Consider the following 23,996-nt stretch of genomic DNA (forward strand, 5'->3'; position numbering starts at 1 on the left):
CGCGGGCGATCAGCCGTGTCAGGCGGCATGCTTGCCGGTGCGGCCGAGCCTCTTGATCGCCTGCTCCAAGGGACGCTGTCCCTCGCAATAATCCTTCCAGGCGGCCGACTTTGAAAGCAAAGCAGGCACGGTTCGGATCGTGAACCTTTTAGGGTCGAGGCCTGATTTCACCTGCGTCCACGTCAGAGGCATTGACACGGTCGCCCCTGGACGGGCTCGAGGGGAGAGCGGCGCCACGGCCGTCGCCATGCGATCATTGCGCAGGTAATCGAGGAAAATGCGACCGCCCCGCAGGCTCTTGGTCATCTTGATCAGGTAGAGATCGGGGTTGTTCCGGGCCATCTGCTGGCATACGTCGTGCGCGAAGCCCTTTGCCTCCGGCCATGACAACGGTTTTCGTTTGTTGACTGCAAGCGGGGTCACGACATGCAAGCCCTTGCCGCCGGTCGTCTTGCAGAAGCTGATCAATCCGAGGTCTTCCAGACGATCGCGCATTTCGCGGGCGGCGGCAACAACCGTGGAAAAAGGAACGTCGGGCCCGGGATCGAGATCGAATACCAGGCGGCCAGGCACTTCCGGCTGGCCGGGTTCGCAGTTCCACGGATGGAGCTCGAGCGCCGCTATCTGGGCGACCGCGGCAAGCCCTTCGATGCGATCAATCTGCAGATATGGCTTCTTGTCGCCGAACACCTTGACTAGTTCGAGCAGGTTGGATTGCCCCGGCATCGCGTGACGCTGGAAGAACTGCTCGCCACCAACTCCATCCGGGGCGCGGATGATAGAGCAGGGTCTGCCCTTGATGTGGTCAATCATCCAGTCGCCGACCGCCTCGTAATAGCGGCCCAATTCTTCCTTTGTTACCGGCTCACCATCATTGGCATCCGGCCACAATGGCTTGTCCGGGCTTGAAATCAGCACACCCATGACGTCGGCCTTCTGACCCTTGCGGCGCGTAGTTTTTGGTGTGGCCCCCGGTGCTGGCTCGGCAACCTCGGCTTTTGTGGATCTTAGCGGTCGCTCCGCCTCGACTTCCTTGGCCGGCTTGTCTTCACGCAAGCCCTTGAAGGCCGCCTGCCGGACGAGACCGTCGGCTGTCCAGCCCTCGAATTCGATCTCGGCGACAAGCTCGGGCTTGACCCACACCACCTCAGCCTGCTTCTTCGGAGCGCCGATACCGGTGAACGGCGACTTCGTCGTCTCCAGCGCCTTCAGTTTCGGAAGCAGCGTTTCGACTTTCTTGGCGCCGTAGCCGGTCCCGACACGGCCGACATAGACAAAATGATCGTCGCTGAAAACGCCGACGAGAAGGGAACGAAACTTGCCGTTGGTCTTGGCATAGGCGCCGATGACCACCTCGTGCCCCGCCCGGCATTTCGACTTCGCCCAGCTTTCCGTTCGACCGGACCGATAGGGGGCATCTGCCTGTTTTGAAACGATGCCTTCCAGGGATAGCTTACATGCCGACCTGAGCACGGCGTCACCTCCGCCTGTAAAATGCTCGACGTAGCGGATGCGAGGATCGCTGCCGGCCGCCGCGAGCAGCTCCTGCAACCGCGTCTTGCGCTCGACGAGGGGCTTGGAGCGGAGATCCTCGCCGCCGTCATAGAGCAGGTCGAAGGCGAAGTAGACGAGGTCGCCGGTCTTGCCCTCCGACAGCGCCGCCTGCAGCGCGGCGAAATCAGGCGCACCATGCTCGTCGAGAGCGCAGATCTCGCCGTCGATAATGCAGTCTGGAAGCGTTGACGCCGCTTCGGCGATTTCGGGGTACTTGGCCGTCCAGTCGAGAGCTTTCCTGGTTTTCAGCGTCGCTTCGCCGTCGAGCACGCGCATCTGAATGCGGTATCCATCAAATTTGATCTCGTGGATCCAGCTGGTCCCGCCGGGTGGCCGCTCCAGTTTCTCGCAAAGCTGCGGCGCGATGAAATCCGGAAGATCAACCGCCGTTGCGATGCCGGCGCGCTTTCCGCCTCTCGCCTCCTGCCGCTCCTCGGCGGCCAGTCCGTGATTGCTGTCCCAGACGGCGTCAGCCTCGATCTTGCCGCCTTCCACCATAAAGGGTTTCGGCTTGCGCCCCTTGCCGGCTGCGATCATGTCCATGCTGCGGCCTGAGGCCACTGAGGTGACGTTTTCTTCCAGAATCGAAGCACCGTTCTCCTCGACGGAGAACTCGTCATGATGCTTGATCAACAGCCAGTTGGTACGCGCGCTGCGCTCGCGATCGTTGCGCATGCGCACCAGCACGAAGCTCCCGTGCAGGCGCTCGCCTTCGAGGGTGAACTTGAAATCGCCCTTGCGAAGCGCCTCTTCCGGGCTCTTCCTCCCCTCCGGCTCCCAATAGCCGCGATCCCACAGCATGACCGTGCCGCCGCCATACTGGCCTTTCGGAATCGTGCCTTCGAAGTCGCCATAATCGAGCGGATGATCTTCGACCTCGACGGCAAGGCGCTTATCGTGCGGATCGAGCGACGGACCTTTAGTGACAGCCCAGCTCTTGAACACGCCGTCGAGCTCGAGCCGCAGGTCGTAGTGCAGACGTGTTGCATCGTGCTTCTGAATGACAAAGCGGCGGCGGTTGCTCTTTTTGATGCCCCGCTCACCGCTCGGCTCAGCGGTCTTCTGAAAATCGCGTTTCGATCGGTAGCTCGATAGCTTGTCGCTGGCCATGGCTGTTCCCGGACGTTCGGTCCTCAAACGAAATAGCAGTGATCGTTGTTCCAGCCGCCGCCAGCGTTCCCGTTTGAGTTGGCGCGACAGCAACTGTCACCATTTGTATGATCGCGTACCTGATGAGCGCGAAGCTACATTCTGTAACAAAACAGGCATTGGCCGGAAACATATGTGATACATCGACCGCCTAGCACTCCGATCGCGAGAAAGTCGCAGAACGCCAAGCGAAGGAGGCTATCCAATGACCGCTATTCCCGAGGTTTCCAAGTCGCGCCCGCTGCTTGGGCGCGCGATCGCCCTCGCTGTCGGAGCGCTGATAACGGTGTCTTACGTGCAGTCCGCACGCGCAGAAGAAGCAGGCGTAACGACCGCCCAAACAAGACCAGCGTCGGATGAGAGTATCCGCCCTTTCCGCATCCACGTCGACCAGAGCCAGCTTGATGATCTCAAGCGACGTATAGCAGAGACACGTTGGCCCGATAAGGAGACTGTCGGGGACATTTCGCAAGGCATCCAGCTGGCGCGCGTCCAGGACCTTGTCCGCTATTGGGGGGCCGATTACGACTGGCGCAAAGCCGAAGAACAGCTGAATTCTCTGCCGCAGTTCGTCACGACGATCGACGGCGTCGACATTCAGTTCATTCACGTCCGCTCTCGCCATCCGAATGCTCTTCCGGTCATCCTGACGCATGGCTGGCCGGGCTCGATCTTCGAGTTCATCAAGACCATCGGGCCTCTGACCGATCCGACGGCCTATAGTGGCAAACCGGAAGATGCCTTCGACGTGATTATTCCTTCGATTCCGGGTTACGGCTTTTCCGGTCGGCCGACAGATCAGGGATGGGGACCTGACCGTGTTGCCCGCGCCTGGGACGTGCTGGTGAAGCGCCTGGGTTACACGCGCTATGTTTCGCAGGGTGGCGACCACGGCTCGGTGATCTCAGATGCCTTGGCACGGCAAGCCCCGCAAGGCTTGCTGGCGATCCATCTGAATATGCCGGCGACCGTCCCGGGCGATCTCATGCGGGGGATCAACAGTGGCGACGCGGCCCCTGCCGGACTGTCCACGGCGGAAAAAGGCGCTTACGATTCTCTCAGCGCCTTTTTCGGCCGGAATGCCGCCTACGGCGCCATGATGGTAACGCGCCCTCAGACGATCGGTTACTCGCTCTCGGATTCCCCGTCCGGTTTGGCGTCGTGGATCTATGAAAAATTTGTACAATGGAGTGACAGTGACGGTGTTCCGGAACGCGTTCTGACCAGAGATGAAATGCTGAACGACATCACGCTCTACTGGTTGACCAATACCGGCGCGTCGTCTTCGCGCTTTTACTGGGAAAACAACAACAACAACTTCAGCTCGGAGACGCAGAAGACGAAGGAAATCAAGATCCCTGTCGGCATCAGCGTTTTTCCGAAAGAAATCTACAAGGCGCCGGAGAGCTGGAGCCGACAGGCTTATCCTTCCCTCGTCTACTACCATCAGGTGGAGCGGGGCGGACATTTTGCTGCCTGGGAGCAGCCTCAATTGTTTGCGGAAGAATTGCGGGCTGCGTTCAAATCCGTTCGCTAACTCGGCTTTTGTCCCGGCGCGGCTCCCCTCGGGGCCGCGCTACGTTATCTCAACGTCCGATGACCCCGGGGGCTTCGCCTTTAGCGGAGTGCAGCGACACGCGTCGGTCGCACCGGGCGGCTGGTGGTCTGCACCTGCCAGGGAGCCACGACTGCCGGCATGCCGGCTTCGATGCAAGCGGCCATGAAAGCCTCCCGTGCAATCAACGGCGCGATCACCCGATTGAGGGCGCCGCGACAGGTCTTGACGGCGCGTTGGTGGCGCTCCCCGTGGCCCAATGGCCATTCATTCTCAAGGAAATCCAAGGCGTCATAGACGCCCGTAAAAGTTCGTTCCAGGCCGCACTGCAGCCGGACCGTCACTGGACGAGTCCAGAGCACATCATTCAGCGGCATTTTCTTCCTCCGTTCGATGCCAGCTTGATCCCTCAAAAATATTGGAAATGGCTTCCGGTTGTTCAAGACCACTGCGATCAATCGCGCCTGCGGGCGCCGCCTGCCGCACCCAATTCCGCGTGCCAATGTCGGATGTGAGAGACCCTGAATCTCGTGCGGCGAAGGTTGCGACAGCTCGGCACGACGCGTCCGGCGAGCCAGACCGCCCGTGCAAACTGCTGCCGCAACAGAACCATTCTCCGACAGCAAAAATCTTTTGCCGCATCACCGAGGGGGGTTATATCCTTGGATGATCTCACTGGACTGGATTGATATGACCGACACCGTTCTCGACCGCTTCCTCCGTTATGTCGTTATCGACACCCAATCCGACCCGTCCTCTTCGAGCCAGCCGACCACCGAGAAGCAGAAGGATCTCGGGCGGGTTCTGGTCGACGAGCTGCTCGAGATCGGGCTTTCCGACGCCCATCTCGATGAACACGGCTATGTCTATGCCTCCATTCCGGCCAATAGCGACAAGGCGGTGCCGGTCATCTGTTTCTGCTCGCACATGGACACGGCGCCCGATTTCAGCGGCACGGATGTCAAGCCGCAGATCGTCAGGAATTATGCCGGCGGAGATATCCAGCTTGTTGGCGATTCGAGCCGGCTGATCCGTGTCGCCGAGCATCCGGAGTTGAACAACCAGATCGGCAACGACATCGTCACGACCGATGGCACGACATTGCTCGGCGCCGACGACAAGGCGGGACTGGCGGAAATTATGACTGCGGCCCAGATTCTGGTCTCCAACCCCGATATCCGGCACGGAACAATCAAGATCCTGTTCACGCCCGACGAGGAAGTCGGACGTGGCGTCAACAAGGTCGACCTGGATAAACTCGGAGCGGACTTCGCCTATACGATGGACGGCGAGACGGCGGGTCACATCGAGGACGAAACCTTTTCGGCCGACGGCGTCGAGATCAGCATAACAGGCGTGGCGATCCATCCGGGCTTTGCCAAGGACCGCATGGAGAACGCCATCAAGATCGCCGGCGCCATCATCGACCGGTTGCCGAAGGACGTGGCGCCGGAGACGACGGAAGGCAAGCAGGGCTTCATCCATCCGGTCGGCGTCACCGGCTCGATGGAAAAGGCGTCGCTGAGCTTCATCATCCGCGACTTTACCGACGAGGGGCTCGTGCAAAAGGAGGCGATGCTCGAAACCATCGTCAAGCAGGTGATGTCGGCCTATCCCGGCTCGACCTACCACTTCCAGGTGACGGAACAATATCGCAACATGAAAACGGTGCTCGACCGCCATCCGGAGATTGTCGAGAACGCGCTTGAAGCGGTGCATCGTGCCGGCATGACGCCGGTGCGCGGCAGCATTCGCGGCGGCACGGACGGCTCGCGGCTCTCCTTCATGGGGCTGCCGTGCCCGAACATTTTTGCCGGCGGCCATGCCTTCCACTCGCCGCTCGAATGGGTGAGCCGCCAGGATATGGAAAAAGCGGTGGCAACGATCGTGGAGCTTGCAAAGATCTGGGAAGAGCGCGCCTAAGGCGCTCTTCCCACATTAACGAATCCAGTTTTAGCCGCCATTTACCGGGATCGCGCCGCGCAGCATCACGCTGTCATAGGCGGGCCGGGGCGTCGGGATCGCGATCCGCATCGCCGGCTCGGGCGCAGGCGCGGTTTCCGGTTGGGTCACCGGAGCCGTTATCTGCATCGGCGCCGTGCTCGCCGTCGCCATCGGATCGGGCGCCGGCAGAGGAACGGGAACGGCCGAGGGTATCAGTGCCTCGAATTGCGGTGGCAGCATGCTTTCGCCGGGCACATAATTCATCGCCACCTCATAGGACGGCAGCGGCGGCGGCGTTTCCAGCATGCCGTTCGAATCGCGCTTCTCGTAGAAGGCGTTGCCGCCGGCGACCGTCACATAATGCATGTTGTCGTAGGGGAATTTCAGCCCGTCGGTATGGAAGAACATTGCATCCTTCACCTGGGGATGGCGCGCACCCTTCAGCAGGATCGCATCGGCCGCGGTGGCAAGTTCCGGTTCCGCCTGCGGCTTGACTTCGCGCGTCATGACCCCGGGCGCAAACTGCCTCTCCTGGGCAACGACACCGCAGATCGACGGAGGATAGGCGCCAGACGTCAGCCTGTTCATGACGACGGTACCGACGGCCAGATAGCCATCTTCATCGGAATGCTGCGATTCGAAATACATCGCGCGCTTCAGGCAGTCGCGATCCTTGGCGGTATAATTGAACGTGACTTTCGCCGCTTGAGCCTGTTTGGTCTTTGCCGGCGTCGTCGCCGGCTTCGGTGTTGTGGTGCAGCCTGCAGCCGCCAGTCCTACGAATAAAATCCCGATCAGGGATTTTCCAAAGGAAATCTCCGCCCTCAACGCCAGGTGCCTCCTATAGGATTAGTCCAGCCCTTTATGATTAACGCGCAAGATCTTTTACTCGCCATATGACTGAAATACAAACAACCTCAGATCACAAAAGGCCGGATGGACTCCCGCGACGGGCGATTCCGGCTGATTCCTGCGACCGACTGGTGCATAAATCCGGAGGGTTAACGAATTATTACGGCAAGGCGCCGTGCGCGCGCCAGGAAAGACGCGCGCAATCGAGATCAGCTGCGAAACAGCTTCCAGCGAGTCGGCTTGAACGCGACGCGGTGACGGTCGAGCCGGTCGGCCTCGCTCGGCGGCAGCTCGATTTCAATGTTTGGCCGGTCATTGCCGATATCGAGCTCGATATGGCGCGTACCGGCGACGCGGCGGCTGGAGACGGGCTGGCCGGCAATGCAGTTTTCGGCTGATTCGCAGAGCCTGACATCATGCGGGCGGAAGTAGAGCTGCGCCGGTCCATCCGGCTCGCCTTCGGCATTGAGGCCGAGCGAGCGGCCTTCGAAGCGGATATCGCCGCCCGAAATCTCGACCTGCAGGCAGTTCGATTGGCCGATGAAGCCGAAGACGAAGGGAGAATTCGGATAATCGTAGACTTCGTCGGGCGTTCCAACCTGCTCGATCGCGCCCTGACTCATGACGACGACGCGGTCGGCAAGCTCCAGCGCCTCGTCCTGGTCGTGGGTGACGAAGACGGTGGTGTGGCCGGTACGGTCGTGGATCTCGCGCAGCCATTTGCGCAGATCCTTGCGCACCTGGGCGTCGAGCGCTCCGAAAGGTTCGTCGAGCAGCAGCACGTTCGGCTCGACCGCCATGGCGCGGGCGAGCGCCACGCGCTGGCGCTGTCCGCCGGAAAGCTGGGCGGGATAGCGTTTTTCAAGACCGGAAAGCTGAACGAGGTCGAGCAGCTCCAGCGCCCGCCGGCGAATGTCCGCTTTCGCGGGACGCCGGGCACCCTTTCTAACCTTCAGGCCGAAGGAGACATTGTCGAGCACCGTCATGTAGCGGAAGAGCGCGTAATGCTGGAAGACGAAGCCGATATTGCGCTGCTGTACCGATTTCTTCGAGGCATCCTCGTCGCCGAAGAAGATCTGTCCCTCGGTCGGGCTTTCCAAGCCGGCGATCAGCCGCAGCAATGTCGTCTTGCCGGAACCCGAAGGGCCGAGCAGTGCGATCAGCTCGCCGGAGCGAATATCGAGCGAGACGTCGTGCAGCGCCGGAAAACGCTCGAATTCCTTGCGAATGTTTTGAACGCGTACTTCCATTTCAAATCCTTCAGTGCCGCCGGCTGGCGGATATTTCGGCGCTGTAGCGCATTTCCAGCAGCGTCTTCAAAACAAGGGTCACGAGCGCCAGCAGCGCCAAAAGCGTGGCGACGGCGAAAGCGCCGGTGAAATTATATTCGTTGTAGAGAATTTCCACCTGCAGCGGCATGGTATTCGTCTGGCCGCGAATGTGGCCGGAGACGACCGACACGGCGCCGAATTCGCCCATGGCGCGGGCGTTGCAGAGCAGCACGCCATAAAGCAGGCCCCATTTGATGTTCGGCAGCGTCACATACCAGAAGGTCTGCCAGCCGCTGGCGCCGAGCGAAAGGGCGGCCTCCTCGTCGGCGGTGCCTTGCTCCTGCATCAGCGGGATCAGTTCGCGGGCGACAAAGGGGAAGGTGACAAACATGGTGGCCAGCACCAGCCCCGGCACGGCGAAGAGGATCTTGATGTCGTTGGCGCTGAGCCAGTGGCCAAGCCAGGTGTTGGCGCCGAACAGAAGCACGAAGACCAGGCCCGAAATGACGGGCGAGACCGAAAAGGGCAGGTCGATCAGCGTGGTCAGAACCGCTTTGCCCTTGAATTCGAACTTGGCGATCGCCCAGGCGGCGGCGACCCCGAAGGCGAGGTTCAGCGGTACGCTGATGCCGGCGACGATCAGCGTCAGGCGGATCGCCGAGAAGGTTTCGGCATCGCCGAGGGCTTCAAGAAACGGGCCGGCACCTTTGCGGAAAGCCTCGACGAAGACAGCTGCGAGCGGCAGCAACAGCATCAGCAGCAGGAAGAGCAGCGAAACGACGATCAGCGTATAGCGCGCCATTCTGTGTTCGGTGGTCACCGAACGCAGTTTCGCGGGTTGAACGGTTGCATCAAGCGCCATAACCGTACCTCCGCCTGCTCCAGCTCTGGATGAGGTTGATGACGAGTAACAAGGCGAACGAGATCACCAGCATGATAGCTGCGATGCCGGTCGCCGCCGCGTAATTATATTCTTCGAGTTTAATGATGATCAGCAGCGGTGCGATTTCCGATTTGAACGGCAGGTTGCCGGCGATGAAGATGACCGAGCCGTATTCGCCGACGCCGCGGGCAAAGGCGAGCGCAAAGCCGGTCAGCACGGCCGGCGCCAGCCCGGGCAGCAGCACGCGGAAAATCGTCTGCAGGCGGTTGGCGCCAAGCGTTGCCGCAGCCTCCTCGACCTCCTTGTCGATTTCCTCCATGACAGGCTGCACGGTGCGCACCACGAAGGGCAGGCCGACGAAGATCAGCGCCACGACGATGCCGGCCGGAGTGAAGGCAATCTTGATGCCGAGCGGTGCCAGGAACTGGCCGACCCAGCCGTTCGGCGCGTAGAGCGCCGCCAATGCGATACCGGCAACGGCAGTCGGCAGTGCAAAGGGCAGATCGACCATGGCGTCGATGACGCGCTTGCCGGGGAATCGGTAGCGCACCAGGACCCAGGCAAGGATGATGCCGAAGACGGCGTTGACGATTGCGGCGATGAAAGCGCTGCCGAAGCTGATGCGCAGCGCGTTCAGTATGCGCGGATCGAGCGCGATCGACCAGAATTTCTCCCAGCCGAGCGCGCTCGACCGGACGGCAAGGCCGGAGAGCGGGATGAGGATTAGAAGGGTGAGCCAGGTCAAGGTAAGGCCGAGCGCCATTCCGAAACCCGGAATAACGCTCGGCCGTTTGAACCGCCACCGCGTGGGGCTATGTGCTGTCATGAAGTCTATTATTGGGCCGGCTTGTAGATTTGGTCAAATACCCCGCCGTCGCCGAAGAATTTCGGCTGTGCCGTCTTCCAGCCGCCGAAGTCATCGATGGTCGCGAGTGTCAGCTTCGGGAAGCGCGCGATGTCGGCCGGATCGGCAGCTTCCGGCTTCGTCGGACGGTAGAAGTGCTTGGCGGCGATCTTCTGGCCTTCATCCGAATAGAGGTAGTTGAGATAGGCTTCGGCGACCTTGCGCGTGCCCTTCTTGTCGACATTGCCGTCGACCACGGCGACCGGCGGGTCGGCGCGGATGGAGAAGCTCGGCGTCACGATTTCGAACTGGTCAGGACCGAGTTCTTCGAGCGAAAGATAGGCTTCATTTTCCCAGGCGAGCAGCACGTCGCCGAGGCCGCGCTGGACGAAGGTGGTGGTGGCGCCGCGGGCGCCGGTGTCGAGAACAGGAACGTGCTGCAGCAGTTTCGTCACGTATTCCTGCGCTTTGGCGTCGTCACCGCCATTTGCCTGCTTGGCCCATGCCCAGGCGGCGAGGAAGTTCCAACGTGCGCCCCCCGAAGTTTTCGGGTTCGGCGTGATGACCTGCACGTCATCCTTGATCAGATCGCCCCAATCCTTGATGCCCTTCGGGTTGCCCTTGCGGACCAGGAAGACGATCGTCGATGTGTAAGGCGTCGAATTGTTCGGGAACTTGCTCTTCCAGTCGGCCGGGATCTTGCCGGTCTTCTTGGCGATGGCGTCGATATCGCCTTCAAGGGCCAGCGTGACAACATCGGCCTCGAGACCGTCGATGACCGAGCGGGCCTGAGCGCCGGAGCCGCCATGCGAGGCCTGGATCGTCACGCTTTCACCCGTATCCTTCTGCCACTTGGCGGCAAAGGCGGCGTTGAAATCCTTATACAATTCGCGAGTCGGATCATAGGAAACGTTGAGAAGCGTTTGATCGGCGAATGCCGGAGCGATGCCCCCGATCGCAAAGCTGCCTGCCATGACCGCGGCTGCGATGAGCCGGGTGAACCGTTGTGTCTGCATTGAGGAACCCTCTCCTGTTATGTCTTAACTCTATCAAGTCAGTCGTATAATGAAACAAAGGTTCTTCCGGTTCCGGCCTTGCCGTTAGAATGTCATTCCATTTCGGGGCTAATTTGGAAATGGACGTGCCGAAGTTGGCCGCGGCCAATTAGTGTCGCCGCCGACCATGCCGTAGACCGTGTTTTTTTGGCCACAGTTCTTCCACGAAAGCGCCATGGTGATGCCGATTTTTGCGAAGGTTTTGTCGCGATGGCACTTGTGGATTCCTATATGGCGGCGGTGCGGTCGTATTTGCCGGCCGCTACGTGGGGGCATCCCTTGAAATGCGCCTCACAATCCAAACCTGTTAGGGCCATTCAAAATGAATATCAGAACTATCCTTTTTGCCTCCGTTGCCGCCCTTGCCGCGGCCTCCGGAGCACGCGCAGCCGACGCTATCGTGGCGGCGGAACCCGAGCCCGTGGAATATGTTCGCGTTTGCGACGCTTACGGTACCGGCTATTTTTATATTCCGGGAACGGAAACATGCCTTTCGATCGGCGGTTACATCCGTACCGAAGTGCGCTTCGGTGACAACATTGCCGGCGATTCCGACGTAAACTTCTGGACGCGCGGTCAGGTCACCTTCCAGGCCAAGAACGACACCGAGTACGGCACGCTCACCGGCGTCCTGACGCTGCGTTACAATGCCGACAACGCCTCCGATCAGGAAGCGCTGCTGGACGAGGGCTACATCGATATCGCCGGTTTCCGCGTCGGCAAGCTCTATAGCTGGTGGGACGACGACATGAGCGGCGAGACCGATACGCTCGCCAGCAACGAGACGACCCACAACTCGATCCGTTATCAGTACGAGAATGGCGCTTTCGCCGCCGGCCTCTCGGTCGACGAGCTGGAAGAAGACTACGCCACCAAGCCGGGCGAAGGCCCGAACAACTTCGGTGTCGCAGGCCAGGTTTCCTACAAGGCCGGCGCCATCAGCGCTTACCTGCTTGCCGGTTATGACACCGACACCAGCGAAGTCGCGGTTCGCGGCATCGTCTATGCCGATATCGGTCCGGGCACGCTCGGCATCGCCGGCATCTGGGCAAGCGGCGCCAACTACTACTACGAAGAGTCCGAATGGACGATCGCTGCCGAGTACGCCTTGAAGATCAACGACAAGTGGACGGTGACCCCGGGCTTCCAGTACTTCGAAAACATCGCCCTCGAGGCTGACGGCAACGGCTTCACCGGCGGCAGCGCCTACACGACCGGCGTGACGATCGACTACCGCATCGTCGACGACCTCAGGACGAAGCTCAGCGTGCAATACCACGATGAGGACGAAGGCGACGACGAAGTCTTCGGCTTCCTGCGCTTCCAGCGCGACTTCTAAGATCGTCTTATACAGACGAGCGGGCGCGGCCTTCGGGCCGCGCTTTTTTATGCCCGGGAATCAGCGATGAAATCGGAATAGAATTCGTCCGCTGTCCTTGCCTTGCGCATGGCGGCAAGCACACCATCGGATTGCAGCCGCCGGGCGATGGCCGACAGCACATTCAGATATTCGCCGCGATTGTTCTCTCCAAAAAGCAGCACGAAGGCGATGTCGGTCGGGATATCATCGATCGCTTCGAAATCCAGCGGCTGCGCGAAACGAATGAGAAGGCCGCGCGGGCTGGTCATGCCGTCGATGGCGGCATGCGGAATGGCAATGCCATTGCCGATCCCGGTGGAACCGAGCTTCTCACGCGCTTCGAGCGCCTTCAGGATGGTCTGGCTGTCGACGGAAAAGGCCTTGGCTGCCTTGTCCGCTATGATATGCAGCGCGCGCCATTTTGTCGGTGCCGACACGCCGATGAAGGTGTGTTGCGGCCGGATGATGTTGGGAAGATACATGTCATTCTCGATACTGTTCAGGCGGCGGGTGAGAGAGCAGGTCAGTCCGGCTCCCTGAGACGATAGCCGACTCCGGTCTCGGTGGTGATATAGTGCGGCTGATCGGGGCTCTGCTCGATCTTCTGTCTGAGTTGCCTGATGTAGACGCGCAGATATTGCACATCGGCCGCCGGCCCCCATACCTGCTTTAATAGAAACTGGTGTGTCAGCACCTTGCCGGCATGCTGGGCGAGCACGCGCAGGATGTCATATTCCTTCGGCGACAATTTTATTTCCTCGCCGTCGACCTTGACGATGCGCTTGACGAGGTCGACCGACAGCCCGCCGGTCTGGAAGATCGCCTTCTCGCCCTGCTGCTGTAGACGATGGCGTAGCGCCACGCGGATGCGGGCGCCAAGTTCGTTGATGCCGAAGGGCTTGGTGACATAATCGTCGGCGCCGCTTTCCAGCGCCTTGACGATGCCGGCCTCGTCGGTGCGGCTGGAGAGGATGACGACGGGTATGGAAAGGCCTTCGTCGCGCCACTCCTGAAGCAAGTCATGGCCCGGCGTGTCGGGCAGGCCGAGATCGAGCACGATGAGATCAGGCCTGCCGTCGGCGACCGATTGGCGGGCGATTGCCGCATTCGGCGCCTCCTGCACCTCGTAGCCCTGCGCGGTCAGGCCGACGCGAAGGAGCTTGCGGATTGGAGGCTCATCGTCGACGACGAGGATCTTGACGGCTGAACCGGTCATCTGAGTTCATCCAGTTTCGGTATATCGTTGGGTTTCGGCAGGCGGATGGTGAAGACGGCGCCCGGGCGGCCCTTTCGGTTGGCGGCGGTGATCGTGCCGCCCATCGCCTCGGTGAAACCGCGGCAGATGGAAAGGCCGAGGCCGGTGCCGGCGCGCACCTGATCGCCCTTGCGCACGCGATAGAAGGTGTCGAAGACGCGGGTGAGATCGGCGGGTGGAATGCCCGGGCCTTCGTCTGAGACCTGCAGAACGACATTGTCGGCATCGGCCCAGCTCTCGATATGGACCACCGATCCCTCGGGCGCATATTTCGCGGCGTTGTCGAGCAGGTTGAAGATCACCTGCTCGAACAGGACAGGATCGACGCGCACCATCGGCAGGTCGGCGGAAATGCTCGTCTCGGTCTTGTGGCGCTCGAGGATCTTCGCGGCGCGGCGCAGCGCGCTGCCGACGATATCACCGGCATAATGCAGCGCAAAATTCGGCTCCATCGCACCGGATTCGATCTTGGTCATGTCGAGTAGGTTGGCGATGAAGCGGTTGAGGCGCTCGGATTCGTCGACGACGGTCGAGAGCAGGTCGCTGCGGTCCTCCTCCGGCATGGAGGCGAAATAGTCGCGCAGCGTGCCGGCGGCGCCGAGGATAGCCGCAAGCGGCGTTTTCAGATCATGCGAAATCGAGGTGAGCAGGGCCGAACGCAACCGATCGGCCTCGGCCGCGAGCCTTGCCCGGTCGACATCGGCGACGAGCTGGACACGTTCGATCGCAAGGGCCGCCTGATCGGCCAGCGCGTCGAGCAGACGCTGCTGTTCCGGCGTCAGCAACGGCCCGTCGCGGCGGTCGCTGTCGAGGCCGATGACACCGACGGCGGTGCGCCCGGTTCTCAGCGGCACGTAGAGGCGCTTGGCGCCGGGCAGGGTATCGGCGCCGCGACCGGCAGCGTGATTGTGCTCCCAGGCCCAGCGGGCGGCGGCAATATCGGCATCGTCGAGCGTGTCGTCGGGCGGATAACCGGCCTTGACGGCGATGGTGCCCTCTTCCGGCAAGAGCAGCACGACACGGACCTTCAGCATCGAGGCGAGCTGGAAGGCGGTCGCCCAGAGCACGTCGTCAAGCGTACCGGTGCCGGCGAGTTTCTTTGAGAAAAGATAGAGATCTTCCGTCGTGCGGGCCCGCTGGCGGGCGGCGGCCGCCTGGCGCTGCACTGTCGCGGTCAGATTGCTGGCGATGATGGCGACGCCCAGGAAGAAGAACAGGGCAAGTACGCTTTCCGGATCGCTGATCGTCAGCGTGTAGCGCGGCGGCAGGAAGAAGAAGTTGAAAGACAGCGCGCCGAGAATACAGCTGTAGAGCGCCGGCCGTAACCCATGCAGGACGGCGGAGGTCAGCACCGCCATCAGGAACACGAGGGCAAGGTTGCGCACGTCGAGCACCTGATCGAGCACGATGCTGACCGCGAGCGCGATGGCGACATAGACGGTCGCCAGAAGATAGGCTCTGAAATCGAATTGGGGGGCTGTGGCCGCCGCGCGGACGCCGCGTGCGGTGGTGCCGTCCTTCTCATTGCCTGAAATGACATGGACGCTGATTTCGCCGGTCTTGCGGATCAGTTCGTCGGTGATCGAACGGCTCCACCAGTCGCGCCATGTCGCCGCCTTGGGGGCGCCGATGACGATGTGGGTGACATTGTTGGCGGTGGCGTGACGGACGAGCTCTTCGGCGACCTCGCGGCCGGGAATGGTGATCGCCTCGCCGCCGAGCTGTTCGGCAAGACGCAGCGTTGCGGCAACGGTGTCGCGCTCGGCTTCGGTCAGATTGACCGAACGGTTGGTCTCGACATAGACGGCGGCCCAGGGTGCGCGCAGGCGCGAGGCCATACGGGCTGCATATCGCACCAGCGAGGCGGAGCGCGGATGATGGTCGATCGAGACGAGAACACGTTCGCCCGCCGCCCAGGGGCCGGAGATCGCGTGAGCCTGCATATGGGTGAGCAACTGATCATCGACGCGCTGGGCGGTTTTGCGCAGCGCAAGTTCTCTCAGCGCCGTCAGGTTGCCCGGGGTGAAATAGTTGGTCAGCGCCCGCTCGGCTGTGCGGGGCACATAGACCTTGCCGTCATGCAGGCGCTTGATCAGATCGTCCGGCGTCAGGTCGATGATCTCGACGTCGTCGGCAAGGTCGATGATCGAATCCGGCACCGTCTCGCGCACGCGGATGCGGGTGATCTGCGAGACGACGTCGTTCAGGCTTTCGACGTGCTGGATGTTGAGCGTCGTGTAGACGTCGACGCCGCGATCGAGCAATTCCTTGACGTCGAGGTAGCGCTTCGGGTGACGGCTGCCCTCGGCATTGGTATGGGCGAGTTCATCGACCAGCACGAGATCGGGCCGCCGGGCGAGGATGCCGTCGAGGTCCATTTCCTCGAGCGGACGGCCCTTATAGTCGATTTTGACGCGGGGAATGATCTCGAAACCGGCGAGCAGAGCCTCCGTCTCCTTGCGGCCGTGAGTCTCGACGACGCCGATGACGACGTCGAGGCCGTCGGCGATCTTGGCGCGGCCGGAGACCAGCATTTCGTAGGTCTTGCCGACACCTGGGGCGGCGCCCAGAAAGATCTTCAGACGGCCGCGCATCTCCGCCCGGGCTTTTTCGAGCAGCGCATCGGGCGAGGGCCTGCCGGCCTGGTCGCGGTTGTCGTCTGGCATGCGTGTGGTCTTTCCTATCGGGGAGGCTTGCTCCACCTTCCCTCATCCCCTTCCTCGGGCTTTGCCCGAGGAATGTCACAGGGATCCAGCAGCGCCGCGTCTGCGGCGCGGAAGACTCTTTTCACGCGAAGGACTTCGCGTGGCTGGATTCCTGTGACGAGCACAGGAATGAGGGAGAGGTTGTAGCCCGCAACCTTCACTCAGTCATAGAAGCATCAAGGCTCTGGTTCAACGCCAGAACATTGACGGTGGGTTCGCCGAAAATGCCGAGTTCGCGGTCATGAATGGCGCCGTCGACCAGCGCCTTGACCCTCGCTTCATCCATGCCACGCGCCTTGGCGACGCGGGCCACCTGGAAGTAGGCGGCCTCGGGCGAAATATCGGGATCGAGGCCGCTGCCCGATGCGGTGACGAGGTCGGCCGGCACCTCGGCGTTTGGATTTGCCGCCTTGGCGGTTTCGTAGTCGCCCTTCACGCGATCGATCAGTTTCTGGCTGGTCGGGCCGAGGTTCGAGCCGCCGGAGGCGGCTGCATTGTAGCCATCGCCGGCGGCCGAGGGACGGCCGTGGAAATACTTGTCGCTGGTGAAGGCTTGGCCGATCAGCCTCGAGCCGATCACCTGACCGTCCTTCTCGATCAGGCTTCCATTCGCCTGGGTCGGGAAGAGCGCCTGGGCCGCCCCCGTCATGGCGAGCGGATAAAGCAGGCCCGTAATAGCCGTGGTGGCAACGATCATAACGACGGCCGGGCGAAATTCTTTCAACATTGTTCTTAGCTCCTGGAGATGTCAGGCGAGACCGAGGGCCGCGACGGCCATGTCGATCGCCTTGATGCCGATGAAGGGAACGACGATGCCGCCGAGGCCGTAGATCAGCAGGTTGCGCGACAGAAGCGCGCCGGCGCCGATCGGCCGGTAGCGCACACCCTTCAGCGACAGGGGGATCAGCGCGATGATGATGAGGGCGTTGAAGATGATCGCCGAGAGGATGGCGCTCTGCGGTGTAGACAGCCCCATGATGTTGAGGATGCCGAGCTGCGGATAGAAGGTCAGGAACATCGCCGGGATAATGGCGAAGTATTTGGCGATGTCGTTGGCGATCGAGAAGGTCGTCAGCGCGCCGCGTGTCATCAGGAGCTGCTTGCCGATCTCGACGATCTCGATGAGCTTCGTCGGGTCCGAGTCGAGATCGACCATGTTGCCGGCCTCGCGGGCGGCGACGGTGCCGGTGTTCATGGCGACGCCGACGTCGGCCTGGGCGAGTGCAGGCGCATCGTTGGTGCCGTCGCCGCACATGGCGACGAGCTTGCCCTTGGCCTGTTCCTCGCGCATCAGCGTCAGCTTCATCTCCGGCGTCGCCTGGGCGAGGAAGTCGTCGACGCCGGCTTCTGCGGCGATGGCCGCCGCCGTCAGCGGGTTGTCGCCCGTGATCATCACTGTGCGGATGCCCATGCGGCGGAGTTCCGTGAAGCGTTCGCGAATGCCGCCCTTGACGATGTCCTTCAGCTGGATGATGCCGAGCAACCTGCCGTCGCGAGCAACGGCGAGCGGCGTTCCGCCTGACTTGGCGACCTCGTCGGATATCGATTGCAGCTCGCGCACAACCTCGTTGCCGTTCTTCGAGGGGGCGTCGCCGTTGACATAGGCGAGCACGGCATCGACCGCGCCTTTTCGGATCGACGCGCCTTCGAGATCCACACCGCTCATGCGGGTCTGGGCGGTGAAAGGCACGAAGCTCGCCTTGAGGCTCGCCATGTCGCGGCCTCGGATCGCATATTTCTCCTTGGCGAGCACGACGATCGAACGGCCTTCCGGCGTTTCGTCGGCCAGCGAGGCGAGCTGGGCGGCATCGGCGAGCTCCTGCTCGGAAACGCCGCGCACCGGGTGGAAGGCCGTCGCCTGGCGGTTGCCGAGGGTGATCGTGCCGGTTTTGTCGAGCAGCAGCGTGTCGACGTCGCCGGCCGCTTCCACGGCGCGGCCGGACATGGCGAGCACGTTGAAGCGGACGAGGCGGTCCATGCCGGCAATGCCGATCGCCGATAGGAGCGCGCCGATTGTCGTCGGGATCAGGGTGACGAAGAGGGCGACGAGCACAATGATCGGTATCGAGCCGCCGGCATAGATGGCAAAGCTCGGGATCGTCGCAGTGGCGAGCACGAAGATCAGCGTCATGCCGGCGAGCAGGATGTTGAGCGCGATCTCGTTCGGCGTCTTCTGGCGCTGCGCACCTTCGACCAGCGAAATCATCCGGTCGAGGAAGGTGGAGCCGGCCGCCGCGGTGATGCGCACGCGGATCCAGTCGGAGAGCACCTGCGTGCCGCCGGTGACCGCCGAACGATCGCCCCCGGATTCACGGATGACCGGGGCGGATTCGCCTGTGATCGCCGCTTCGTTGACGGCGGCGACACCTTCGATGACTTCGCCGTCCGAGGGGATGATGTCGCCGGCCTCGACCAGCACGATATCGCCGACCTTGAGGCTGGTGCCCGGCACCATGCGGTAGTCGCTGCCATTGTTGGCAGTCAGCAGCTTTGCCTGGGTTTCGGTGCGCGCCTTGCGCAGCGAATCCGCCTGCGCCTTGCCGCGGCCTTCGGCGACGGCTTCGGCGAAATTGGCGAAAAGCACAGTGAACCAGAGCCAGAGATTGATCTGGAAGGAGAAGCCGAGATTGCCGTTGCTGGCGATGAGGTCGCGCAGGAAGAGCACGGTGGTCAGCACCGAGACCGTGGCCACAACAAACATGACCGGGTTTCTGGCAAGAGCGCGCGGGTCGAGCTTCCGGAAGGCGGCGCCGACGGCGGGAACGAGGATGCGAGAATCGATGATGCTCGCGGATTTTGCCTGGCTCATAAGAGACTCCAGCTTTTAAACGAGGACGGCGAAGGAACCTTGGGATGCGGGTTACGGCATCGCCTCAGAAGGTCTGGCCGGCGATCATGACCAGATGCTCGACGATCGGGCCGAGAGCCAGCGCCGGGAAGAAGGTCAGGCCGCCGACGATCAGGATCGTGCCGATCAGCAGGCCGACGAAGAGCGGGCCGTCGGTCGGGAAGGTGCCTGCCGAGGCCGGAACCGTTTTCTTGGCGATCAGCGAGCCGGCGATGGCAAGGGCCGGGATGATGACCAGGAACCGGCCGGCGAGCATGCCGATGCCGAGCGTCACGTTATACCAGGGCGTATTGCCCGTCAGGCCTCCGAAGGCCGAGCCGTTATTGGCCGCAGCCGAGGTATAGGCATAGAGAATCTCGGAGAAGCCATGCGGACCTGATGTGCCGACCGAGGCGACGGCGGAAGGCAGCACGGTGGCTATGGCGGTGAAAACGAGCATGGCGAGCGGCAGGCAGAGAATGGCGAGAACGGCCATCTTCATTTCCTTCGCTTCGATCTTCTTGCCGAGATATTCCGGCGTCCGGCCAACCATCAGCCCGGCGACGAAGACGGCGACGATAATGAAGAGCAGGATGCCGTAGAAACCGGCGCCGACACCGCCGACGATGATTTCGCCGAGCTGCATGTTGATCAGCGGGATCAGGCCGCCGAGAGCGGTGAACGAACCATGCATGGCGTTGACCGCGCCGCAGGAAGCGGCAGTGGTGATGACGGCGAAGAGCGAGGACAGAGCGACGCCGAAGCGGACTTCTTTCCCCTCCATATTGCCCCCGGCGAGGCCAAAGCTATGCATCAGCGGATTGCCGGCCGCTTCCGCCCAATAGGTGACGCCGACGCCGACGACGAACAGCGCGCCCATCGCAGCCAGAATTGCCCAGCCCTGCCGCTGATTGCCGACCATGCGGCCGAAGACATTGGTGAGAGCCGCGCCGATCGCAAAGATCGAAACCATCTGGATGAGATTGGAGATCGCATCGGGATTTTCGAACGGATGGGCGGAGTTGGCGTTGAAGAAACCGCCGCCATTGGTGCCGAGCATCTTGATCGCGAGCTGCGAAGCGACCGGGCCGACCGCAATCGTCTGCCTGGCGCCTTCGAGCGTCGTCGCATCGATATAGGGGCCGAGCGTCTGCGGCACGCCGAGATAGACGAAGACGAGCGTCAGCACGATGCAGATCGGCAGCAGGATGTAGAGCGTGCCGCGGATCATATCGACCCAGAAATTGCCGATCGCCTTGCCGGACGCCCGTGCGAAGGCACGGATGAAGGCGACTGCGATGGCCATGCCGGTTGCGGCGGAAAGGAAATTCTGCACCGTCAGGCCGGCCATCTGCGTGAGATAGGACATGGTGCTTTCGCCGCCGTAGTTCTGCCAGTTGGTATTTGTCGGAAAACTGACGGCGGTGTTGAAGGAAAGCGCCGGCGGGACGGCGGCCATGCCGGCCGGATTGTAGGGCAGAAAGCCCTGCAGGCGCATCAGCGCGTAGAGGACGAGGACGCCGAGAAGGTTGAACATCAACATCGCGAAGGCATAGGAGGTCCAATGCTGCTCCTCGCCTTCGCCGGTGCCGGCAATGCGGTAAAGTCCGCGTTCGATCGGAACGAGGACGGGCGAGAGGAATGTTCGTTCGCCGTTATAGACGCGCGTCATGTAACCGCCGAGCGGTTTGACGAGCAAAAGGACGATCCCGCAATAGAGCAGGATCTGAAGCCATCCGTTGAGGGTCATGGAGCTAAAACTTTCAATACCCGGCTGGTTCCCGGTCGCGCAGGCGCGGCTTCGGAAGCGTCGGTTTTTTCAGAAGCGTTCTGGGCGTAAGAGAGCGTAGGTGAGGTAAACGGTGAGAAACACGGTTACGGCGCCGCTCAGGACATAATCGAGGGTCATCGTCGTTTCTCCCTAGAGCCTGTCGCAGGCTCCGACATAGGCAAAGCACAGCGCGAAAAATAAGATCGCGGTGCCGAGCAGAATGGTATCCATCATGATCGTGACTCCTGTTGTTCTTGTTGGAGTCAGACAAGACAAAGGGCCGCCGCCGTAGGAGCTGCCTTTCATGCTTTCTGGCGTGGAGATGATCCTTGGATCTCTCGGGCACCAATATGGAGCCGGAGCGCATAAAGGTTCGAGACGGCCGAAACGGCATCAATATAAAAATCTTATAAATGCTTTCAGGCGGCTACAGCGGAAACGAGAACCAGGCGCGATCTTGAAATTCAAGGATCGACCCGGAACTGGTAGCGGCCTTCGGCGCTGCGGCCGTCCATCGAGAGGACGTGCCAGTCGAGGGTATAGAGGCCGGGCGCCATTGCGGGATCGAGCGGGACTTTGAATATGGATCCTTCGGGGCCGGAGAGGAACGGCTTGCCCAGGGGAAGCGCCCTGCCTTTAGCATCGAGCAAGATGGCGGTCGAGCGGGCGAGATCGACGGGACCGCTGAAGGTAAGCTCGACATTGGCCGGTACGAGCTCTTCTTCCTGCTGCTGCGGGGGCAGCGACGCTTGTTCCAGGGCAGCAGTCGCCTGGTTGGCGGCGAAGAGAAGGGATGCGAACAGGCAGAATGACACGACCGGCTTCATGATGGCCTTCCTGTATTGCCGAGCCACTGGCGCCGGGAGCTATTATGCTTCCGCCACGCCATGCGGGCTGCATGCTATTAACGCTGCCGGGGGCGATTTCGATCCCAAGTCCGCAGAATGACGCGCATTGGCTGCCCCGGGTTGTCCCTCTGAAGGGAGGCGTTCCAATCGTCCACCAATCTGCGCCAGAATTTTCGGAGCCGTCTGAAGATCCTCTGGGAAAGCCGGTTCCCGCCGACATTGTCGTTGTCATGCTTCATCACTTGGTCGCCTTCTCGCCTTGCCGTGGCTGATGAGTAAGACTGTACCGCGCGCTGTGCTCTTCCGAAATCATACGGAGGTTTATCGGCGGTTATCTTTCGGGCTAAGCATATGAGCATTTCGTCGCGGGATGAGCAAAAGCTTACCTTGGCGGTTGAATCGAAGCGCCTTGCGGTCCTATAGTCACGTCAACGGCGCCCTCTGAATTCTAGGGGCCATAGGGAAGGAAACCGAGAATGACCAAAGTCCGTGCGCTGGTGCTGGAGCGCCAGCATGAGCTTGCGTTGCGCGATATTGATCTGCCGCTGGAGACAGGGCCGGGGCAGGTGAAGATCAAGATTCATACCGTCGGCGTCTGCGGTTCGGACGTTCATTATTACACCCACGGCAAGATCGGCCCCTTCGTCGTCAACGCGCCGATGGTGCTCGGCCATGAGGCGGCCGGCACGGTGGTCGAGGTGGGGGCCGGTGTCACACATCTGAAAGTCGGCGACCGTGTCTGCATGGAGCCCGGCATCCCCGATCCGAACTCCAAGGCGAGCCGGCTCGGCATGTACAATATCGATCCTGCCGTCAGCTTCTGGGCGACGCCGCCGATCCATGGCGTGCTGACGCCCGAAGTGGTGCATCCGGCCAATTATACTTTCAAGCTGCCCGACAATGTCAGCTTCGCCGAAGGCGCCATGGTCGAGCCCTTCGCGGTCGGCATGCAGGCGGCAGCCAAGGCGAAGATCACACCCGGCGATACCGCTATCGTGCTCGGCGCCGGGCCGATCGGCACGATGGTGGCGATCGCCGCCCTTGCCGGCGGCTGCGCCCGCGCGATCGTTGCCGATCTCGCCCAGCCGAAACTCGACATCGCCGCGCAATATCAGGGCGTCATCCCGGTCAATATCCGCGAGAAGAACCTGAGTGAGGAGGTCGGCCGGCTGACGGAGGGCTGGGGTGCGGATGTGGTCTTCGAATGCTCCGGTTCGCCAAGGGCCTGGGAGACGATCATGGCGCTGCCGCGCCCGGGCGGCGTCATCGTTGCGGTCGGCCTGCCGGTGAACCCTGTCGGCTTCGACGTCTCGACGGCATCCACCAAGGAAATCCGCATCGAAACCGTGTTCCGCTATGCCCACCAGTATGAGCGTTCGATTGCCCTCTTGGCATCAGGCCGTGTCGACCTGAAGCCGCTGATATCGGAGACGTTCACGTTCGACGATTCGATCAAGGCGTTCGACCGCGCGGTCGAGGCCCGGCCGAGCGACGTGAAGCTGCAGATCGTGATGGAGTAGAGCGCCGCAGCGCTTTTACAGATGGCTGCCGCTTGGTTTCATCCTGCGAAAGAGTAGAGCCGCCACTGCCACGACAGCGGCGGCTGCGATGGCGATCAGCAGGTGCCGGTGAAGGGGTAGGCGGCCGAGGGTCTGCTGGATGCCGTGTCCGAACAGATAACCAAGCGCGGTGAAAAGCTGCCCCCAGACCAGCGCGGCTACAGCGTTCAGGGCGACGAATTTGCCGGTCGATATCCGGGTCGTGCCGATGACGATCGGGCTGATGGTGCGCAATCCGACGAGAAAACGGAACGCCAGGATGAAGCCGGTCTGATATTTCTCCAGAAGCCCGGTTGCGCGCGCGAGCGCCGGCTTTTCCATCAACCGGCGCACGACGCTCCATTGTGCGGCATAACGGCCGGCGAAGAACCAGAGCTGGTCGCCGGCGAAAGAGCCTGCGACGGCTGCGAGCGACGCCGACCAATAGGTGAGCAGTTCGCGATGGGCAATCACGCCGCCGAGGAAGGCGGCTGTCTCGCCCTCGAAGGCTGCACCCAGGAAAATCGCCAGCAGGCCGTAGTTTTCGATCAGCGCTTCGATAGACATGAGCTCTTCCCGAGGTCA

Annotated in this window: 20 protein-coding genes; 4 read left to right on the forward strand and 16 right to left on the reverse strand. The window is 61.7% G+C overall.

Annotated features, from left to right (window positions below; genetic code table 11):
- Nucleotides 1-18: 18 nt before the first annotated feature.
- Nucleotides 19-2,664 carry a DNA ligase D gene (gene ligD / locus QWJ46_RS04765; RefSeq protein ID WP_302749306.1) on the reverse strand — a complete coding sequence of 882 codons (2,646 nt, stop codon included), beginning with the start codon at nt 2,662-2,664 and terminating at the stop codon, nt 19-21.
- A gap of 244 nt (nt 2,665-2,908) precedes the next feature.
- Here ligD and QWJ46_RS04770 point away from each other — a divergent pair, with 244 nt between their 5' ends.
- A complete protein-coding gene (locus tag QWJ46_RS04770; protein WP_302749308.1) occupies nt 2,909-4,240 on the forward strand; it encodes an epoxide hydrolase family protein in 1,332 nt (443 codons plus the stop codon).
- An 80-nt stretch (nt 4,241-4,320) separates the two neighbouring features.
- Here QWJ46_RS04770 and QWJ46_RS04775 read toward each other — a convergent pair whose 3' ends face one another.
- Nucleotides 4,321-4,635 carry a DUF982 domain-containing protein gene (locus QWJ46_RS04775; protein WP_184456103.1) on the reverse strand — a complete coding sequence of 105 codons (315 nt, stop codon included), beginning with the start codon at nt 4,633-4,635 and terminating at the stop codon, nt 4,321-4,323.
- Nucleotides 4,636-4,948: 313 nt separating this feature from the next.
- On the opposite strand from QWJ46_RS04775, the gene pepT reads away from it, so the two are divergent.
- On the forward strand, nt 4,949-6,181 hold the full coding sequence (gene pepT, locus QWJ46_RS04780) for a peptidase T (protein ID WP_302749309.1): 1,233 nt from the start codon (nt 4,949-4,951) through the stop codon (nt 6,179-6,181).
- Nucleotides 6,182-6,211: 30 nt separating this feature from the next.
- Here the strand turns inward: pepT and QWJ46_RS04785 are convergent, their stop codons facing one another.
- From QWJ46_RS04785 to QWJ46_RS04805, 5 genes are all read right to left on the reverse strand, one after another.
- Nucleotides 6,212-7,030, reverse strand: a complete 819-nt coding sequence (locus tag QWJ46_RS04785; protein ID WP_184456107.1) for a cell wall hydrolase — start codon at nt 7,028-7,030, stop codon at nt 6,212-6,214.
- Between the two features lie 233 nt (nt 7,031-7,263).
- Nucleotides 7,264-8,304: a sulfate/molybdate ABC transporter ATP-binding protein gene (locus QWJ46_RS04790; RefSeq protein ID WP_302749311.1), complete on the reverse strand. Its 1,041-nt coding sequence runs from the start codon at nt 8,302-8,304 to the stop codon at nt 7,264-7,266.
- Nucleotides 8,305-8,314: 10 nt separating this feature from the next.
- Entirely contained in the window at nt 8,315-9,187 is an 873-nt protein-coding gene (cysW, locus tag QWJ46_RS04795) for a sulfate ABC transporter permease subunit CysW (protein ID WP_302749312.1), read from the reverse strand.
- Nucleotides 9,177-10,034 (reverse strand): sulfate ABC transporter permease subunit CysT, encoded by an 858-nt coding sequence (cysT, locus tag QWJ46_RS04800; RefSeq protein ID WP_210632283.1) that lies wholly within the window; start codon nt 10,032-10,034, stop codon nt 9,177-9,179. The genes cysW and cysT overlap by 11 nt, the downstream gene beginning before the upstream one ends.
- Before the next feature lie 8 nt (nt 10,035-10,042).
- Entirely contained in the window at nt 10,043-11,068 is a 1,026-nt protein-coding gene (locus QWJ46_RS04805) for a sulfate ABC transporter substrate-binding protein (RefSeq protein WP_302749314.1), read from the reverse strand.
- 361 nt (nt 11,069-11,429) lie between these two features.
- Between QWJ46_RS04805 and QWJ46_RS04810 the strand changes: the two genes are divergently transcribed.
- On the forward strand, nt 11,430-12,446 hold the full coding sequence (locus tag QWJ46_RS04810; protein ID WP_302749315.1) for a porin: 1,017 nt from the start codon (nt 11,430-11,432) through the stop codon (nt 12,444-12,446).
- 47 nt (nt 12,447-12,493) lie between these two features.
- On the opposite strand, the gene QWJ46_RS04815 is transcribed toward QWJ46_RS04810, so the two are convergent.
- From QWJ46_RS04815 to QWJ46_RS04850, 8 genes are all read right to left on the reverse strand, one after another.
- Complete coding sequence (locus tag QWJ46_RS04815; protein WP_184456120.1) at nt 12,494-12,949, reverse strand: PTS sugar transporter subunit IIA; 456 nt, start codon at nt 12,947-12,949, stop codon at nt 12,494-12,496.
- A 41-nt stretch (nt 12,950-12,990) separates the two neighbouring features.
- Nucleotides 12,991-13,683, reverse strand: coding sequence for a response regulator transcription factor (locus QWJ46_RS04820; protein ID WP_184456122.1), 693 nt, complete (start codon nt 13,681-13,683; stop codon nt 12,991-12,993).
- Nucleotides 13,680-16,388, reverse strand: coding sequence for a sensor histidine kinase KdpD (locus QWJ46_RS04825; RefSeq protein ID WP_302749316.1), 2,709 nt, complete (start codon nt 16,386-16,388; stop codon nt 13,680-13,682). Before QWJ46_RS04825 ends, QWJ46_RS04820 begins: the two co-directional genes overlap by 4 nt.
- 196 nt (nt 16,389-16,584) lie before the next feature.
- Nucleotides 16,585-17,154, reverse strand: a complete 570-nt coding sequence (kdpC, locus tag QWJ46_RS04830; protein WP_302749318.1) for a potassium-transporting ATPase subunit KdpC — start codon at nt 17,152-17,154, stop codon at nt 16,585-16,587.
- A gap of 21 nt (nt 17,155-17,175) precedes the next feature.
- Entirely contained in the window at nt 17,176-19,236 is a 2,061-nt protein-coding gene (gene kdpB / locus QWJ46_RS04835; protein ID WP_302749319.1) for a potassium-transporting ATPase subunit KdpB, read from the reverse strand.
- A 64-nt stretch (nt 19,237-19,300) separates the two neighbouring features.
- A complete protein-coding gene (gene kdpA / locus QWJ46_RS04840; protein ID WP_302749320.1) occupies nt 19,301-21,004 on the reverse strand; it encodes a potassium-transporting ATPase subunit KdpA in 1,704 nt (567 codons plus the stop codon).
- Between the two features lie 69 nt (nt 21,005-21,073).
- Entirely contained in the window at nt 21,074-21,163 is a 90-nt protein-coding gene (locus QWJ46_RS04845) for a K(+)-transporting ATPase subunit F (protein WP_003547774.1), read from the reverse strand.
- Between the two features lie 326 nt (nt 21,164-21,489).
- Nucleotides 21,490-21,852, reverse strand: coding sequence for a copper resistance protein CopC (locus QWJ46_RS04850; protein WP_302749377.1), 363 nt, complete (start codon nt 21,850-21,852; stop codon nt 21,490-21,492).
- Between the two features lie 497 nt (nt 21,853-22,349).
- Between QWJ46_RS04850 and QWJ46_RS04855 the strand changes: the two genes are divergently transcribed.
- On the forward strand, nt 22,350-23,393 hold the full coding sequence (locus QWJ46_RS04855) for an NAD(P)-dependent alcohol dehydrogenase (RefSeq protein WP_302749379.1): 1,044 nt from the start codon (nt 22,350-22,352) through the stop codon (nt 23,391-23,393).
- Between the two features lie 15 nt (nt 23,394-23,408).
- Here QWJ46_RS04855 and QWJ46_RS04860 read toward each other — a convergent pair whose 3' ends face one another.
- Nucleotides 23,409-23,978, reverse strand: a complete 570-nt coding sequence (locus QWJ46_RS04860) for a DedA family protein (RefSeq protein WP_302749381.1) — start codon at nt 23,976-23,978, stop codon at nt 23,409-23,411.
- Nucleotides 23,979-23,996: the final 18 nt, after the last annotated feature.

This window comes from Rhizobium sp. CBN3, from assembly GCF_030518245.1.
GTDB classification, from domain to species: Bacteria; Pseudomonadota; Alphaproteobacteria; order Rhizobiales; family Rhizobiaceae; genus Rhizobium; species Rhizobium aethiopicum_A.